General features: G+C 48.4%; 14 protein-coding genes. 8 read left to right on the forward strand and 6 right to left on the reverse strand.

Annotated features, from left to right (window positions below; genetic code table 11):
- The first annotated feature begins 21 nt into the window (after positions 1 to 21).
- The 7 genes from D570_RS0102030 (at position 22) to D570_RS0102060 (ending at position 7769) form a co-directional block, all read left to right on the forward strand.
- On the forward strand, positions 22 to 966 hold the full coding sequence (locus D570_RS0102030; protein ID WP_018142737.1) for a carbohydrate ABC transporter permease: 945 nt from the start codon (positions 22 to 24) through the stop codon (positions 964 to 966).
- A gap of 2 nt (positions 967 to 968) precedes the next feature.
- Positions 969 to 1784 (forward strand): carbohydrate ABC transporter permease, encoded by an 816-nt coding sequence (locus D570_RS0102035; protein ID WP_018142738.1) that lies wholly within the window; start codon positions 969 to 971, stop codon positions 1782 to 1784.
- A 14-nt stretch (positions 1785 to 1798) separates the two neighbouring features.
- Entirely contained in the window at positions 1799 to 3889 is a 2091-nt protein-coding gene (locus D570_RS0102040) for a glycoside hydrolase family 31 protein (protein ID WP_018142739.1), read from the forward strand.
- A 207-nt stretch (positions 3890 to 4096) separates the two neighbouring features.
- Positions 4097 to 4546, forward strand: a complete 450-nt coding sequence (locus D570_RS0102045; protein WP_018142740.1) for a DUF3290 domain-containing protein — start codon at positions 4097 to 4099, stop codon at positions 4544 to 4546.
- Positions 4546 to 5232, forward strand: a complete 687-nt coding sequence (locus D570_RS0102050) for a DUF421 domain-containing protein (protein ID WP_018142741.1) — start codon at positions 4546 to 4548, stop codon at positions 5230 to 5232. The genes D570_RS0102045 and D570_RS0102050 overlap by 1 nt, the downstream gene beginning before the upstream one ends.
- Before the next feature lie 97 nt (positions 5233 to 5329).
- On the forward strand, positions 5330 to 6403 hold the full coding sequence (locus D570_RS0102055; protein WP_018142742.1) for a hypothetical protein: 1074 nt from the start codon (positions 5330 to 5332) through the stop codon (positions 6401 to 6403).
- A gap of 241 nt (positions 6404 to 6644) precedes the next feature.
- Positions 6645 to 7769 (forward strand): hypothetical protein, encoded by a 1125-nt coding sequence (locus D570_RS0102060; RefSeq protein ID WP_018142743.1) that lies wholly within the window; start codon positions 6645 to 6647, stop codon positions 7767 to 7769.
- Positions 7770 to 7791: 22 nt separating this feature from the next.
- Here the strand turns inward: D570_RS0102060 and D570_RS0102065 are convergent, their stop codons facing one another.
- The 5 genes from D570_RS0102065 to D570_RS0102085 form a co-directional block, all read right to left on the reverse strand.
- A complete protein-coding gene (locus D570_RS0102065; RefSeq protein WP_018142744.1) occupies positions 7792 to 8850 on the reverse strand; it encodes a LacI family DNA-binding transcriptional regulator in 1059 nt (352 codons plus the stop codon).
- Positions 8851 to 8878: 28 nt separating this feature from the next.
- Positions 8879 to 10990: a beta-galactosidase gene (locus D570_RS0102070; protein WP_018142745.1), complete on the reverse strand. Its 2112-nt coding sequence runs from the start codon at positions 10988 to 10990 to the stop codon at positions 8879 to 8881.
- 94 nt (positions 10991 to 11084) lie between these two features.
- Positions 11085 to 12077: a carbohydrate ABC transporter permease gene (locus D570_RS0102075; protein ID WP_033376805.1), complete on the reverse strand. Its 993-nt coding sequence runs from the start codon at positions 12075 to 12077 to the stop codon at positions 11085 to 11087.
- Positions 12078 to 12183: 106 nt separating this feature from the next.
- Entirely contained in the window at positions 12184 to 13206 is a 1023-nt protein-coding gene (locus D570_RS0102080) for a carbohydrate ABC transporter permease (RefSeq protein WP_018142747.1), read from the reverse strand.
- A 187-nt stretch (positions 13207 to 13393) separates the two neighbouring features.
- Positions 13394 to 14743 (reverse strand): ABC transporter substrate-binding protein, encoded by a 1350-nt coding sequence (locus D570_RS0102085; protein WP_018142748.1) that lies wholly within the window; start codon positions 14741 to 14743, stop codon positions 13394 to 13396.
- 354 nt (positions 14744 to 15097) lie between these two features.
- Between D570_RS0102085 and D570_RS0102090 the strand changes: the two genes are divergently transcribed.
- Positions 15098 to 16030 (forward strand): site-specific integrase, encoded by a 933-nt coding sequence (locus D570_RS0102090; protein WP_018142749.1) that lies wholly within the window; start codon positions 15098 to 15100, stop codon positions 16028 to 16030.
- Here D570_RS0102090 and D570_RS08235 read toward each other — a convergent pair.
- Positions 16022 to 16533, reverse strand: a 512-nt coding sequence (locus tag D570_RS08235) for a restriction endonuclease subunit S (RefSeq protein ID WP_018142750.1), incomplete at its 5' end; no start/stop codon positions are given. The two genes, D570_RS0102090 and D570_RS08235, sit on opposite strands and share 9 nt — an antisense overlap.

A 16533-nucleotide genomic window follows, 5' to 3' on the forward strand; every position in this document is an offset into this window, starting at 1 on the left:
ACTATGCAGAAAAGAAAAATCATGCGTAATACTAAAACTCATTTCGGGTCGAGACTTCATCTCAGTCGCACACAACTTGCCGGATTAGGTTTTGCACTCCCGCTATTTATTTACCTCATCCTTTTTTATATCGCTCCTCTGATTCAAAACATTTCTATGAGTCTTCATCGTTTTGATCGAAGAACCTTTGTAACCGGCGAAGCACCATTCGTAGGAATGGAAATATACAAAGAAATCTACCAGTCTCCTGAATTTTGGAAAACTCTGGGTCAAACACTCGTCTTTGTGGTTGGTTCTATTCTTTTCCAATACATTTTAGGACTGGCGCTCGCTGTATTTTTTAACCAAAACTTCAAGCTTTCAGCCGGACTTCGAGCCGCATTCCTTGTACCTTGGCTGCTTCCGCCAATGATCTCTGGTACTACGTGGCAATGGATGATGGATGCCGATAACGGAATCATCAATCAGATTATTTCCGCTTTCGGAGGCACACCTGTGTGGTGGTTACAAGCAGACCATTCCATATGGGCTGTCATTATCGCAAATATTTGGTTGGGCATCCCTTTCAACCTCGTAATTCTTTACTCCGGTTTGCAAAATATAAACACAGATCTTTATGAAGCGGCTTCTCTGGATGGATGCAATGCCTGGCAACGATTCTGGAAAATTACTTTCCCACTTCTACGTCCGGTCACGATGATTACGCTTTTACTCGGTTTTGTATATACCTTAAAAACCGTCGACATCATCTGGATTATGACGCAAGGCACAGGAAGCTCCCAAACACTTGCAACTTGGGCATATGCTATGGCTTTCGGAAAGGGCCATTCATCTCAAATTCGGTATTCAGAAGCATCTGTTATTGGCACGACTCTCATTATCATTGCGCTCATTTTCGCCTTCATTTATTTATGGGTTCAACGTGATGAAGACAAGCCAAAAAACGTGAAAAGACTAAGGAAGTAAACATGAAACATCGATCAACATGGTGGAAAACCGCACTTGGTCTTGTATTCACCGCACTGATGCTATTTCCGGTTTATTGGATGGTGAATATTTCCTTTACGCAAAGGCAAGCCATCCGTTCAGGAGATCTGTATCCTCGTCAGTTTACGCTCGAGAATTATGCCACTGTACTCAATGACCAACTCCCGTACTTGGCTACTTCCTTGGTCATTGCGCTTTCCTGTGTCGCTTTGACACTGCTCATTGCTATGCCATCCTCTTACGCCTTGGCTATCTTATGGAAAAATAAATCCCAAGGACTTAATTTCGCATTAGTTATTGTGCAAATGATACCTGCAGTCGTTATGGCTTTAGGTTTTTATCAGATTTTCGACAATCTTGGTTTGCTCAATAACTTATTCGGGTTAATTCTCGCCGATACTACAATTGCCGTTCCGTTTGCGGTAATGCTCCTTTCATCCTTCATGGCTGGTATGCCACAGTCACTTATTGAAGCTGCAAAGATAGACGGAGCTTCAAACTGGAAAATATTTACCACAGTTGTAGTTCCATTATCCAGAAATTCGGTGGTTACGGTATCGCTGTTTGCCTTCTTGTGGGGATGGTCAGACTTTATGTTTGCATCAACCTTAAATTCAGGCGGCGGTCTTCTCCGACCGATAACGATGGGTATTTACGACTATATCGGCGCTCAAAATCAGGAATGGGGCCCAATGATGGCAACCGCTGTAATTGCCTCAGTACCAACAGCAATGTTGCTGATTATCGCCCAGAAGTATGTGGCAGCAGGCGTCACTGCAGGCGCTATTAAGGACTAGAAAAGAGAAACAAAATGAGTTTTTTCACTATTCATTCAGAAGGTTTTACATGGACTGGCGAAGGAGAATATCTACAAGTCGATGCATGGGGACCAGATAGCGTCCGAGTTCGCGCATCTCGGATGCATGAGCCTCAGGACACACAATGGGCTCTCTTAGATAAAACAGACTTAGACCACAGCTCCTCGAAAAACTTCTCTATCGAAAAAGTTGAAACGAATGCAGATACGAATACAGAGATTCTGAGGCTCTCAAATGGAAACATCGTGGTCACCGCTACTGCGCAACAAGTGCGCAATGATGCTTCAGGTTATCCTGAATTCATCTGTCATCTAGATTTTGCCCGAGCAGACGGCACAAGTCTGATCACAGAAATTACCCGCGGTGGTTCTCTCAATTTGCGAGCGCGCGAATATCTGTACCATTCTCACGGCGGATACGGTGCACGTGTATCTTTCGAGACACCCACAAATGAGCATCTGTACGGCATGGGTGAATACCAACAAAATATCATCGATTTGAAGGGCTGCTCTCTAGAGCTTGCGCATAGAAATTCGCAAGCCTCTGTACCTTTTGTTGTGTCGTCCGAGGGCTACGGTTTCTTATGGAATAACCCTGCTATCGGAAGAGTAAGCTTCGGAACGAATAAAACAGTATGGGAAGCAGAGTCAACGCGTCAAATTGATTACTGGATTACCGTTGCAGATAGCCCAGCAGATATAGAGCGTAACTATGCCAATGTAACCGGGCACAGCCCTCAGATGCCTGAATGGGGTCTCGGGTTTTGGCAATGTAAGTTACGCTATTGGAACCAAGAGCAGCTTCTCGATGTTGCGCGAAGGTTCAAGGCAGAAAATATACCTCTCGACCTTATCGTTGCAGATTTCTTCCACTGGCCATACATGGGTGATTTCAGATTCGAAGAGGAGTTCTGGCCCGACCCTCAGGCAATGTGCGATGAATTGCATGAGATGGGCGTAAAACTCATGGTCTCAGTATGGCCTCAGGTTTCGATGAAATCTGAAAACTTCGCAACGATGCGCCAAAAGAACTTGCTCGTCAGTGCTGATCGAGGCGAAGACATAGGTATGATGTTTGAGGGTCCGAGTCAATTCTATGATGCGACGAATCCTCAAGCCCGTAAATTTGTGTGGGATAAATGCAATGCACATTACGCTAGCTATGGCGTAGATGCATTTTGGCTCGATGAGGCAGAACCAGAATACGGCGTGTATAGCTACGACAACTACAGATATTGGGCAGGTCCGAATATCGAAATCGGCAATATTTTTCCTGTTGAATATAATCGCGGCTTCTATGAAGGTCAACTTGAAATTGGACGGGAAAATGAAATTGTCAATCTGACTCGCTGTGCATGGGCTGGATCTCAAAGGTATGGAGCTTTGGTCTGGTCAGGAGATGTGGGATCCACATTTGAAGATCTGAAAGCCCAAATAACTTGTGCTATCCACATGGGCATGGCAGGCATCCCGTGGTTTACCACAGACATGGGTGGTTTCCATGATGGAGATATTTCATCTGACCGTTTCAGAAATCTCTTTGTCCGTTGGTGCCAATTTTCTTGCTTCTCCCCTGTTATGCGTAATCACGGAGATCGCAGTTATCCATATGACAACGGTCTTACAAAGGAAATGGTTTCCGCCCAAGATGGTACTTGGCGTGCACAATCCGGAGCAGAAAACGAGCCTTGGAGTATGGGTGAGGAAGTCCAGGAAATTCTAACCAAGTTCATTCGTATCCGGGAAATTTTGCGACCTTACACGAGGGAACTTTTCGAGGAAGCACACACTGATGGGCAGCCACTCGTGCGTGGACTCTTCTACGAATTCCCTCAAGATTCATCGGCTGCGACAATTGCTGATGAGTATATGTTCGGACCGGATTTGCTCGTCGCGCCGGTGGTTGCTGAATTCGAGGAATACCGCGAAGTTTATCTTCCTGGTGACGAATCTACACAATGGACAAGCTTGATAGATGGCGCCATATATCACGGTGGAAACACCATTGCGGTACACGCTCCGATGGAAACCATTCCAGTTTTCGCGCGCAACGGGAAGGACCATGGGTTATTAGGAAAGCTATAACGAAATAAAGAGAATTCCTAGCCCTCTAGTGCTTGGGAATTTTGGATAGCTACACTTCACTGTCACGTATTCGTGTCTCCCAGATACGTGACAGTGTTTTTTTATTCTCGGACCGATAAACATGGAGGCATAAAACCCCAAACATCACACCATCCCATTAAAATTAAGAAAAAATATCGTCCTCCGCGATTTTAGGAGTGCATTTTCATGCAGTTTTATACGCTTGAATACATACAACAACACCAATCGATGAATATCCTCGTGCGATTTGGCATTCTCATAGTTCTCTTAGTCATTTTGCTTTTAACCTCGCTGTACTACATGCGCAACAAGGTCAAGACGAGACTACGCGATTTGAGTATCGGGTTGGTCATCTTGATTGCGATTTTGCTGGGCATCAACGTGCAAGAGTACCTTCAAAGCGACAAGGCGAACTCGCAATCACAGGTACTGGTGAAATTCATGACGAGCATTTCTATAGACAACGACGTGCCCGTGGACGAGATTATGGTGAATTCTACTACCCTGCAGGATGGCATTATCGTACGGTTTAACGAGAAAAACTACACGGTGCATCTCAATGATGACAATAATTCGTACACCCTCGAACGCACGCACGTCATCGACCACCATGTTTATGTAAATGAGGCAAACTAATGTTTACGGAATTGATTACTAACACCTATTTCCTGATTGCCGTAAAATTTACGCTCGGCATGCTGGTGATGATTCTGCAAATCAACATTCTGGGTAAGTACGAATTCTCGGTCAATACCCCGCTGAATCAGATTCAAAACTACGTATTGGGTGGCATTATTGGCGGTGTTATTTACAATACATCCGTTCCTATGATCACTTTCATCATTATTTTGCTGATTTGGTCTTTAATTGTCGTGGTAGTGAAGCTTTTAACCGTTAATAACTTCTTCAAAACGGTAATCATTGGAAATCCGGTGATTCTGATACGCAATGGTGAGGTGAATGTGGAAAATTGCGTGCGCGTGGGCATTAGCGCGGATCAGCTCATGTTGCATTTGCGCAGCGAAGGAATTATCTCGACCAAAGATGTGAAAATTGCCATTATGGAGTCGAGCGGAAAACTCACCATCCTCGATAAAAACGCTAAAAATCCGAAATTCCCACTGATTAACAATGGCAGCATTAATCACGAGGTGCTGGAAATCATTGGCACAGACGAGCAGTGGCTGTTGGATAATTTGCACGAGCAAGGCATAGAATCGCCGTCACAGGTGTATATCGCCGAATATGTGGACGGCAGGCTGACGTTTATCACATATCCGGAAACCGATAAGCGATTACTGGCTTTCAGACGAAAAAAGTAAAACTCGCGAGAAACTGCTCACAAAACTGCCCACGCTTTCGAGTTTGGGCAGTTCGTTTTTATGCCGTTACGCAGTGTGTGCGGAGTAGAATGAAAACATGACACAGCTCGACCAAGTCGATTGGGAAACAGGCCAGAATTTTGCGCAATCCAACACCGAATCCCCATATCCGGTCAACGATGACACCCAAACCACACGCCCGAATAACACAGAAAATATCGAATATGTGGGCACATCGACAGAGGAATGGCCGATTCGCGTGCGCAAGTTCCATCCTCAAGATTTTCGCAAGAACACAGTGCAGGATGCATGGAAAAGCACGTTCATCAGTGGCTTTTTGTGCGTTATTATCCCGTCCGTAGTCCTGTATTTCTTTAGGAATCCAACCATATTCGTCTTTTGGTTAATTTTCATCGGCTTTTTCCTCATGCTGATGCACATACGCTGGTCGTCAGCTATCCGCGATACACGCAAATTTGAGCGAGCGCGCGATGGATTGCTCATTGCTCAAAAAGACATTATGGCCGTGTATCGCAAGCAGGGTTTGGCGAAATTATCGCTGGTACCGTCCCGACTTCAAAGCGAGACTCGCGATGGTGGCTCAGGTTACTTGTGGACAGAACAGTCTTTCCCAGTGTATGCGCTGTGGTTTTACGATGATGGTCGTGAGCATTCCTATGTGCTGTACTGGCGTGAGTACGATTACGATGTGATGGCACGAGAAGCTATGAAAGCGCGTGAACAGGTGATTGAGCAGACGGAGCTAGCGCCGGGCGAAGGGACATCCCGATTAAAAGAACTGGCTGATGCGTTCGCACCAATTCCGCAGCCTATTGGCGAAAAAGTGGATAAAATACGTGAGAATATGGGCAAATTCTGGGGAAAGCTCGACCACTTGCCGCCTGCAGAGGTGGAAACGATGCTGCGCGAGTTTGACGGTACGGATATTCGCATGCGTCCGTGTGTGCTCGAAGTCCAGGGTAACAAGGCTCGACTGCGCTTTGATAAGAACGCACCTCTCGTGGCTTTTGCGGATGCAGGCGTGGATAGAAATATTCGCCCGGGTGGCCACTTCCCTCTCCGGCTCATGGATACCTTCAACCCACAGGAGCAGAAAGAAGAATGGGAACGCGCACAGAAAAAGCGCGACATGCCTATCGAAGAATGGTAGGCTCCTTCTCGTTTCGATACTGAGCCGTATACCACGCACGGGTGTGAGCAACGATGCGAGAGCTCACTGGAAGCTCGGGACTGTTCATGATGCCATCGCATCCTTTTCATCGCTTGAGGTGCGGTCCGGAGCACACACGACGATATGGTCGTCACCAGCGTTTGTACATAGAGCCGTCATGGCCAGGCTGTGGATAGATTATTTATGCCCTACATAATTTTCGTAGAGTAGAATTATTGACATGACACAGCTCGACCAAGTCGATTGGGAATCAAGCCAGGATGCAGCAACATCCGCCTCTGACTTTGTCAGTTCAGTCGATGAAGACCCTCGCTCGCAAGCAAACAACACGCAAGCAAACAAGTGGGCCAATAAATGGGCAAACAAATCCACAAACAAGCCCCAAGAAAAAATCGAATACGTGGGCGCACCCGATGCCGAGTGGCCTATCCCTATTCGGCGTTTTCAGCCCCAAAATTATAGAAGCCGCACCCTCACCAGCGCGTGGAAAACCACCGTGTGGAGTGTATTATTGTGTGTGCTGATTCCATCCGCGGTGTGGTTTTTCTTTAGAAACGACACAGTGCTATCATTCTGGATTATTTTGATCCTCCTTTTCGTCTTCATTATGTATGGAAATTGGTCCACCGCCATTCGTGATTCTCGAAAATTTGCGCGAGCGCGAGACGGTTTTGTCATCGCTCAAAAGGACATCATGGATGTGTACCGCGAGCAGGGGCTGTCTCTCCTTTCCTTGATGCCATCGCGCCTTCACTGCGATTCTGGTGATGATTCGGGTGATTGGACCGAGGAAGAGTTTCCTGTGTATGCGCTGTGGTTTTATGATGATGGTCGGACACATTCGTATGTCTTGTATTGGCGAGACTTTGACTATGAGGCTTCGGCGAGGGAGATTGAAGCCATCATCAAACGGACACAGAAGCGTGATCAGGCCCCATTAGAAACGGGAGGAATCTCAGGCTTTGCGAAACAGCTCGCAGAAGATCTGGGACCAAGCTCGCCGCCTATCCGTGAGAGCATAAAGGCATTGCGAAAAAGTATGGGCAAGTTGGGACGCAAATTAGACTACCTGCCTGCTGCACAAGTGGAAACGATGCTGCGCGAGTTTGACGGTACGGATATACGCATGCGTCCGTGCGTGCTGGAAGTACAGGGCACGAAAGCAAGGCTTCGATTGGATAAGAACGCTCCCCTTGTGGCCTTTGCGGAAACGAGCGTTGATCGAAACATTCGTCCGGGCGGCAGATTCCCAGTAAGACTTATGGACACGTTTAATGCGCAAGAGCAGGCTGAGGAATGGAATCGCGCGCATAACAAGCGCGACATGCCTCTCGAGCAATGGTAGACGCCACACTCACTCAAACGGCCTAACGCGTGCTCGAACGCGCAATGACACGAGAATCTGTTGTGATAAGCTCTGGACTACTGATATTTCCGGCAATCCTACCCAAAATACGCTCCACTGCCGTTGGCGCGGTCCAATCCAAATACGAGTCCATGGTCGTCAACGGCGTTTGCAAATACTCGGATTCTTCAATGTTGTCAAAGCCAATCACCTGTACCTGCCCAGGAATATCCAAACCATGCGTTTTCAACGCGGAAATTGCACCGATAGCAAGCTGATCATTCAAAGCCACAATGCTGTCGAAAGCCACACCCTGATCGAGTAGCCGCTCTGTCACGCGATAACCGGAGCCGATAGTCCAATCCTGCCCCGTTATGCCCAGCAATCGTTCATCAAACTGTATATTGCGCCGGACACACTCTTCGAGAATGCCGCGCATACGCAGCTGCGAGTTGCCCTCCGTGGCCTGTAGCATGCGCGCTATATCCGGCTGACTATCACGCACACCCACCACTGCTAAACGCTGAGCGCCCCGGTCAAAGAGATAGCCCGCAGCCATCGAGGCCGCTCCCACATCATCAGGCGTTACATGATCCGCCAAACCCCACGTCGTACGCGCACCCACACATACGAGGGGATACTCGGTTTGCAGGTATTCTGGCTTAAACTCCTCCACCTCACTCATGGAAAGAATCATGCCATCCGAAACAGTGGTATTAAAATCTTCTAATAATTGCTTCGCACCGCTTGCAGAGCCTTCAGCATAGGTGGTGACATATACGGAGTAGCCCTTAAGACGCGCGGCATCGATCACACGATTGGCAAGCTCTGCCAAGTATGGCGGTGTCAGCGTAGGCACAGCCAGGGTGATAAAGCCCGTGTGGTTGCGGCTGAGATTTCGAGCCGCCATATTGACCCGGTATCCCAGCCTTTCGATAACTTCTTGCACATTAGAACGCGTCAGATCAGACATGCGCCCGGCGCCGTTGATGACATTCGAAGCCGTTTTTAGCGAAACGCCGGCTTCCTGAGCGACATCGCGCAAGGTAACTCGTTTGCGTTCGTGATTTGCCCCATCCATGCCGTCGTCCCTCCTTTGTCTTCAAGCCTTAGCGAATCTGCTTTTTGGTTATTAGAATACCATTGCAATCCAACGAATAACGCCGTTCTTGGGCTTCTTCACCGATTCCCTTCTCGCATTGGTGAGAGTAAATAATGTCTTCCTCATCAGAGATGGTAAGCTCCGCAAGGACACTACGAGAAATATAAAAATGAAATTCATTCTCATCTGTAGTGCGAACCGTATGGAGCACCGTACGCTGCTCAGAATGACCAGATCCTCGTTTCTCGTGTGCGAAATTGTCATCGATAAAGCGTGCTAGATCCCCGAGCGAAAGATCACAGCCGATGAAGATGGCTGAGCCAGCGCCATATTGCGCTCGGGTCATGGCTGGTATATTCTCCAGCTCCCATGCATCAGCCGCGTTGCCTCGGTAGCGTGCAAGCACTTCCACATCCGAGCGCACCCTAATATCGTTTTGCCACAACCGTGACACCATGCCGTTAGACAATTTCATGTCACGCGGTTCACCGTCTGCTTCATCGCCGAGAATATTGAATTCTTCTCCGCGCACACCCAACATGTCACGCAGTTTGCCGTTCCCTGCACCGGGATAGCCGCCCAATCCGACATGGAATTGCTCATCCACCAGACCTGTTGCGTATCCGATAATGACGGTACCGCCGGCACGTGTGAACGCTTCGAGCCTGCTGACATCCTCATCCGACAACATCAGCACACTTGGCAACACAACCGTATCGTAGGCCTGCCAGTCGCCCGCAACAGGAACCACATCCGCACGCTTCCCTGCATGGAGAAAAGCCCTATACCAGTCCCGCACGTCATGCCAGTGATTGAGCTTCGTGGTCGGCAAGGTCTCGCATCGCGTAGCCCACTCGGACTGTGCACTAAAGAGAATGGCCGTATGAGCAGGCTGAACTACGCTGCCTTGCACACCGGCTTTACTGAGTGTAGTTAACGCATCGCCCAGTTCGCAGACTTGTGAGAAGAGCTTGGTATCTTCCCCTGCATGAGGCAGCATGGCCGAATGGAAGGACTCTGCTCCAAAGGCGGACTGTCTCCACTGGAAGAAGTTGATAGCGTCCGCTCCCATCGCCACATGTGCCAAGGAGTCGCGCACAAGCTCGCCATTGCGTTTGCGTGCATTTAGCGGCTTCCATTGCACCGCAGAGGTGGAATGCTCCATCATATACCACGGCTGACCGTCGGCTATGGACGCCACTAAAGCATCCGAGCAAACCAGCTCATCGAGGTGTGATTCGCCCTCGTGGAAGTAATGATCATTGGATACAAAATCGACTTCGCGAGACCACTGCGCATAATCCATGGAGCACTGATCCGTGGAAATCATGAAATTCGTCGTGCACGGCTTGTCTGGGCAAATTTCCTTGATAACATCGCGCTCTGCTTTGTAGAAGTCCAAAAGCATGTCATTGCCGAAACGCTCGAAATCCAATTGCTGCGAAGGATTAACCATCGTATCCGTGCCCATATGCCGTGGCAGTAGCACTTCCTCAAAACTGCGCACTTCCTGAGACCAAAAACTCGCCCCCCACGCCGCATTGAGATTTTCCACGCTGCCGTACTTGCGCGCACACCACGCACGGAATGCGCGTAAGGCATCGTCAGAGTAATCCTGCCTGTTATTCCAGCCGTACTCGTTGCCGATATGCCAGGACGTTACTGTAGGATTCGAACCGTAGCGTTCAGCCATTTTACGGCACAATTGCAAGGCAAATTTTTTAAACACCGCACTCGTTGGACGCCAAGATTGGCGAGAGCCTGGGTTAATCACGTGTCCGAATTTATCCACAGGCAGTACTTCGGGGTAGCTGGTATATAGCCACATCGGTGCGGATGCGGTAGCAGATGCCAGGTCCACTGCTATGCCCGCTTCTCCCAACTTTCCAATGATTTTATCCAGCCAAGCGAAGTCCCACTCATGCTCGGAGGGCTGAATGCGATCCCAGCTGAAAATACCCAATGCCACTACGGTGACGTGAGCCTTTTTCATGAGCCGGATATCTTCATCCCAGACTTCTTCCGGCCATTGGTCGGGATTGTAGTCACCTCCGAAGGCTATGCCTGTGCCATCGTGGGTAAGCAAAGCCGGCCACGTGGGTGTGCTATGCAATGTCATGATCAAATCCTTTGCAGTTCAGACTCGTCCATGGGACGGGCTGATGTGAGCGGAAACGAGGAGATTCGAACTCCTGAGCTAGTAAATGCGTTCCTTATTCCTTCACAGCTCCAGCTGCCAAACCAGACTGCCAGTAGCGTTGCAGTAAGAGGAAGGCGATGACCAGAGGAATGATGGTAATCAAAGAACCCGTAATAACGAGATTTTGTATAGCTTGACCGCCGGCCGTGCTGGCCTGGTCTTTCCATTGATTCAAACCAATGGTCAGTGGATACCAGTCTGCGTCTTTAAGCATGATCAATGGCAGGAAGTAATTATTCCACGTCGCCACAATGGTAAACAAGGCTGTCGTAACAATGCCTGGAGCCAGCAAAGGTAGAGAAACCTGGAAGAATGTGCGGAATTCTCCTGCGCCATCTACGCGCGCAGCTTCGATGAGTTCCGTAGGTACGGCTTGGTCGGAGAATACCCACATGAGATACAGACCAAATGGCGAAATCAAGGATGGGATGATCATGGCCCATGGCGTGTTTGTCAGTCCGAGCTTTGCAAAGAGCAGGAACTGTGGCACGGCCAATGCGATGCCTGGTACGGAAATGGAACCGATAATCACCGCGAAAACGGCTTTACGCCCTGGGAAACGGAATTTTGCCAATCCGTATCCTCCCATAATGGCCAGCAGTGTAGCGCCACCGGCACCTACGACCACATACAGCAAGGTATTGAGCAGCCAGCGACTAAAAATACCGTCCTGATATGTGAAGACCGACACGATATTGTCCCACAAGGCGAAACTCTTGCCAAAGCCCAACCCGAAGGTGGAGGTGAAATCTGCCTGTGTTTTCGTCGCGTTGATAATTAAGTAAACGAACGGGAATAAGCAGTACACGGCAAATATGGCGCTGACCAAGGTAAGTAAGGCGCTTCGGCGCGGATTTGCTACGTTGACAAACCCGTTTCGTGCAGAACGCTTCCTTTCCTCCGCCTCATCGTGAGCAACACGCTTCATGCGCTCTCGCTCAGCCCGTCGTGCATTGCGTTCTTGTACTCTTAGCTCTTGGGCGCTGAGACGTGCGCCCGAATCCATCATCGACATTTTAAAACTCCTTCACCACTGTGTGAAATTGACGAATGCCCTGCTGAAATGTGGAAACTCTCTTTTGCAAAGCACCAGATCCCAGCCACGCACTCTCTTATTTCATCTGCTCTTTCATGCCTCGCAACTGGACCGCATACGCCACAGCCATGGTGATGATGGCCATCACAATAGCCAAGGCAGCCGCGTAATTACTTTGATTACCGGAGAAGCTGAGGTTGTAAGCGTACATATTTGGTGTGTAATACGTGGTGACGGCATTGCCCGGTACCATGTTTTGCAAAATGCTTGGCTCGTTAAACAGCTGGAATGAACCAATAATCGAGAAGATGACGGTAATCGCTAGCGAACCTCGCAGCTCGGGTAATTTAATGCTCTTAATCACTTGCCATTCGGAGGCGCCATCGATGGAAGCCGCTTCGTACAGTGAGTGAGGAATGGTGGAGAGCGAGCTGTAGAAAATGAGCATGTTGTAGCCGGTGTAGCTCCATGTCACAATATTTCCAATGGATGCCAGCAGTACATTCGGCGTCAAAACATCCACATGCCAGCCGAAACAGGAGTTCATAGAGCCCACAAGACCATACTTGGAGCCGTATACGAATCCCCAAATCAGTGTGGACACAACTGCAGGCACCGCGTATGGCAAGAAAGTGGAAATGCGGAAGAACTTCGTGCCATGCAGCTTCATGGAGTCAATCGCCAATGCCATCGCCGCTGCGAGGAACAGCATAATAGGCACCTGTACCACGGTAAAGATCGTCACACGACCTACCGAGCTCCAAAACTGCTCATCTGCGAAAAGACGCTGATAATTGGAAAATCCAACGAAACGATTTCCACCAATCATGCGTTTTTGGAAAAATGAAATCCAAATAGCGTAAAGCACGGGAACGATAAATACAAAAATAAACACCGCAGCAAATGGTCCTACGAACTTCCATCCACGCCAGTCGCGCCTGTGTGGGTTACTGGACGATTTGGACGCTTTAGATACTGTGGCGCGAGACACTGATTCTGCTGACTTTTCAGCTGTAGACTTGTTTGTGATTTCGCCTGCAGAGGCTGCCCTGTTTGGCATTCTTCTGTCCGCGACTAACATGCTTTCCTGCCCTGCCATCTTTTCCTCCTTCAACTCAAGCTGGTAAGCTGTCTGAATTTAATCTAGGAGTTGCTTGTCCCCTCACGATCTTGTGTGCTGGCTGGGCCGATGGTTGGACATCGAGTTGTCGTCATCGACCCAGCTTGCCGCACAATCGTGATACTCGGTAGCTATTCCTAAAGTTTTTTAACTCAGAAAGCCCGGCTTAATCCTTATCGGTTACCGTGTAACCTTGCTGTTCGCCATGCTCTGCCAAAGCCTTGCCGTAGTTGGCAAATGCTTCCTTCAAGGTAATTTCCTTGGTATACGCCTTAGAAATTTGATCGCCAAATGTGGTTTGCGCATATGGGTTGTATGGCAAGTACTGGAAGTTCGTTACCTTACGCTGGGCAGCTTCGGAAAGAATTTCATTCACATTTTGACCGCCGAAGAAGTCGTTCACCTTCTTGTTGGATTCAGAATCAGGATCTGTGAAGGAGGAGGATTCCAAAATCTTCTTCAAGCTTGGGAATGTGCCTGTTTCTGCCATGGTTTGTGCGCCGTCTCCGTGCGCGAGGTACTCCACGAACTTGTATGCTGCGGCCTGCTGCTGGGACTGATTGACAATAGCCAATGCGGAGCCACCGTCTTCAGCGGAGACCTCCTCGCCCTCTTCCCACTGTGGCAGCTGGGCTACACGCCAGTTTCCTGCCTGATCCGGAGCACCGTTCATCAGGTTGACTGGCATCCAAGCGCCGATGGTCAGCGAAGCCAAGGTCCCGTCATTCAAGGAACGGTTCCAATCATCAGACCAGTTAGCAATCTTCGTGTCGATTAAATCTTCGTCAATGAGCTTTTGCTGGAACTCGATATATCGCTGCATGCCCGCATCGTTCGTCATATCGATGGTGATATTTTCACCGTCCACCTTCCATGGATTGGCACCTGCCTGCCATGCCTGCGCAGTGAAAGGCTGATACTCCATGGACGAGCCGGAATTATTGGTAATATACGCACCAATAGCGCGAATCTTCTTCGCCGCTTCGTAGTAATCATCCCAGGTCTTGATAGAGTCGCCATCTACTCCGGCCTTATCGAAGACGGCTTTGTTGTAGAAGAATACTTCTGGACCAGAATCGATAGGCAGCGCATAGGTCTTGCCATCATACTGCAATTTATTCCAAGGACCAGCGGCGAAATCATTAGCCAAATCCGAGGCACCCATGTCACCCAGATTTGCCAAGTCGCCCGTAACCGCGAACTGCGTCACCGTTGGGTCTTCTAGCATGACGACATCCGGTGCGCCCTTGCCTGCTGCAATGGCGTTAGTTAGAGCTGTCTGCGTTTCTGATGCGGTACCGGTATTATTGAACTTCACGGTAATGCCAGGGTTTGCCTTCTCGAAGTCTGCGATAAGATCCTTCATCGTGTTACCCGAATCCCATCCCCAGAATACGAGCTCTGCATTATTTGCATCCCCCGCTGCTGCTGTGGTATCTGAGCTTCCGCATGCTGACAAACCTGCTAGCATAGCTACGGCTGCTGTAGCTGCGAGAATCTTCGTTGTGCGTTGCATTTGGTCTCCTTCCGATGCTGTCTGTGATGCGAACCGTACTGTTCGCCCTGCCTTGGACTCCGAGCCGATACCGTTATCGACGGAGGTATAAAGCAACAGCATCACCAAAATTTCAGGTGGTACAACTGTGTATCACAAGTTAAATGATACTCCGGTGTACCACTTTGTCAAATTGAAACTCAGATTATTTTTTCTGACGTAGATTTTCGTAAATCAGCAGCTCTTGAGAAGAAACCGTCAAAATGCACGGATCTGCCACGCACCTCTGCCCCAGACCGACTAAGATATTACGTGCCTTTTTGCTTCACACATTGCTTTTCACCGGCGTAAGCGTTGTAGCGAAAGGAAAGAGACATGTCACACAAACAATCACCCGATGATCTTTTTACCGATTTTTATGCAGAATGGGTCAAAGTTTATAAACAAGGAGCCGTGCGGCCAATCACGCTGAACAAATACCACATGGCTCACGAATGGCTGCGCGTGCTTGCTCCGAATCTTAAGGTACGCGACCTCGATAGAATCCGTTACCAAGAAATCATCAATTCTTATGCAACGCAGCATGAGAGACAAACGACCATGGATTTTCACCACCTTATCAAGGGAGCCATCCTCGATGCGGTAGATGATGGACTGATCGAAAGAGATCCGACGCGTAAGGCGATCATTAAAGGAAAAACACCCCGTCCAAAGAAAATTAAATATCTCAATCAATACGAACTGCATACTTTGCTCTCGGGACTGGAGCTCAAAGACCATCTGAATTGGGATTATTTTATACTTCTTGTAGCAAAAACTGGGATACGTTTTTCAGAAGCTTTGGCGATAACACCCAACGATTTTGATTTTGCTCATCAGGCTCTTTCGATTAACAAAACGTGGGATTATAAGAATTCCGGTGGGTTTTTACCTACTAAAAACCGATCATCTGTCCGCAAGATTCAAATTGATTGGCAAACCGTTATCCAATTTTCGGAACTCTTGCGAGGCTTACCCCGCGAAAAGCCGATCTTCGTACGTGATGACCAGTGTATTTATAACTCAACGGTTAATGGAATTTTGGAAAGACACTGCTGCCGACTAGAGTTACCAATTATTTCTGTGCACGGGCTGAGACACACGCATGCTTCGCTCTTGCTCTTTGCTGGCGTTTCCATAGCGAGTGTGGCGAGGCGTTTAGGGCACGCAAGTATGACAACCACGCAGAAAACGTATCTGCACATCATCCAAGAGCTTGAAAATCAAGACGTTGACCTCGTTATGCGGTCGATGGCGAGCTTAAATTAGTATTTTTCGCTTACGCTGGTGAAGGGTGATGAGGTGATCGAGGGAAGAAAGAAACTCACCAATCTTCGACTGCTCACTGCTTTTGGTTACTCGAAATGTAATCTTCGACAACACCGGAAACTTCAGATTCCATGTATCTGAGGTTAAACCTTGCGACCATCGACGAAAAATATCTAAGCTTGTTTTTTTCTTAAATAACTCCATAAAAAATTTAGTATCTAAATCGTTCAGAGGCCGTAAAACTGTGTAAGCAGGGCTTACGATTCCAAAGAAATCCGATTCTCCCACCGCACCTTGCCACATACGCATAGAGTTATAAGCTAGATCTCCTTTTCTTACAATTTTGTAATTACTTTTATCATCAGAGGACACGTTTCGTTTATCAGAGTCTTTCTGTCGAATAACACCATCGGCTATAGTTACAGACAGTAAATCTTCATCACCAGATGCTTTCTCCGTCCTCTGCTGAAATAAATCACCCAACTTACGCTGTTCCCAATCGT

Origin of the sequence: Alloscardovia criceti DSM 17774, assembly GCF_000376885.1 — a bacterium.
Lineage (GTDB): Bacteria > Actinomycetota > Actinomycetes > Actinomycetales > Bifidobacteriaceae > Alloscardovia > Alloscardovia criceti.

Bases quoted from the DNA above. Each gene is read 5' to 3' on its own strand.
- D570_RS0102040 (WP_018142739.1), top strand. From the start codon at position 1,799: ATGAGTTTTTTCACTATTCATTCAGAAGGTTTTACATGGACTGGCGAA.
- D570_RS0102070 (WP_018142745.1), bottom strand. From the start codon at position 10,990: ATGACATTGCATAGCACACCCACGTGGCCGGCTTTGCTTACCCACGAT.
- D570_RS0102030 (WP_018142737.1), top strand. From the start codon at position 22: ATGCGTAATACTAAAACTCATTTCGGGTCGAGACTTCATCTCAGTCGC.
- D570_RS0102035 (WP_018142738.1), top strand. From the start codon at position 969: ATGAAACATCGATCAACATGGTGGAAAACCGCACTTGGTCTTGTATTC.
- D570_RS0102050 (WP_018142741.1), top strand. From the start codon at position 4,546: ATGTTTACGGAATTGATTACTAACACCTATTTCCTGATTGCCGTAAAA.
- D570_RS0102090 (WP_018142749.1), top strand. From the start codon at position 15,098: ATGTCACACAAACAATCACCCGATGATCTTTTTACCGATTTTTATGCA.
- D570_RS0102045 (WP_018142740.1), top strand. From the start codon at position 4,097: ATGCAGTTTTATACGCTTGAATACATACAACAACACCAATCGATGAAT.
- D570_RS0102080 (WP_018142747.1), bottom strand. From the start codon at position 13,206: ATGGCAGGGCAGGAAAGCATGTTAGTCGCGGACAGAAGAATGCCAAAC.
- D570_RS0102055 (WP_018142742.1), top strand. From the start codon at position 5,330: ATGACACAGCTCGACCAAGTCGATTGGGAAACAGGCCAGAATTTTGCG.
- D570_RS0102075 (WP_033376805.1), bottom strand. From the start codon at position 12,077: ATGGATTCGGGCGCACGTCTCAGCGCCCAAGAGCTAAGAGTACAAGAA.
- D570_RS0102065 (WP_018142744.1), bottom strand. From the start codon at position 8,850: ATGGATGGGGCAAATCACGAACGCAAACGAGTTACCTTGCGCGATGTC.
- D570_RS0102060 (WP_018142743.1), top strand. From the start codon at position 6,645: ATGACACAGCTCGACCAAGTCGATTGGGAATCAAGCCAGGATGCAGCA.
- D570_RS0102085 (WP_018142748.1), bottom strand. From the start codon at position 14,743: ATGCAACGCACAACGAAGATTCTCGCAGCTACAGCAGCCGTAGCTATG.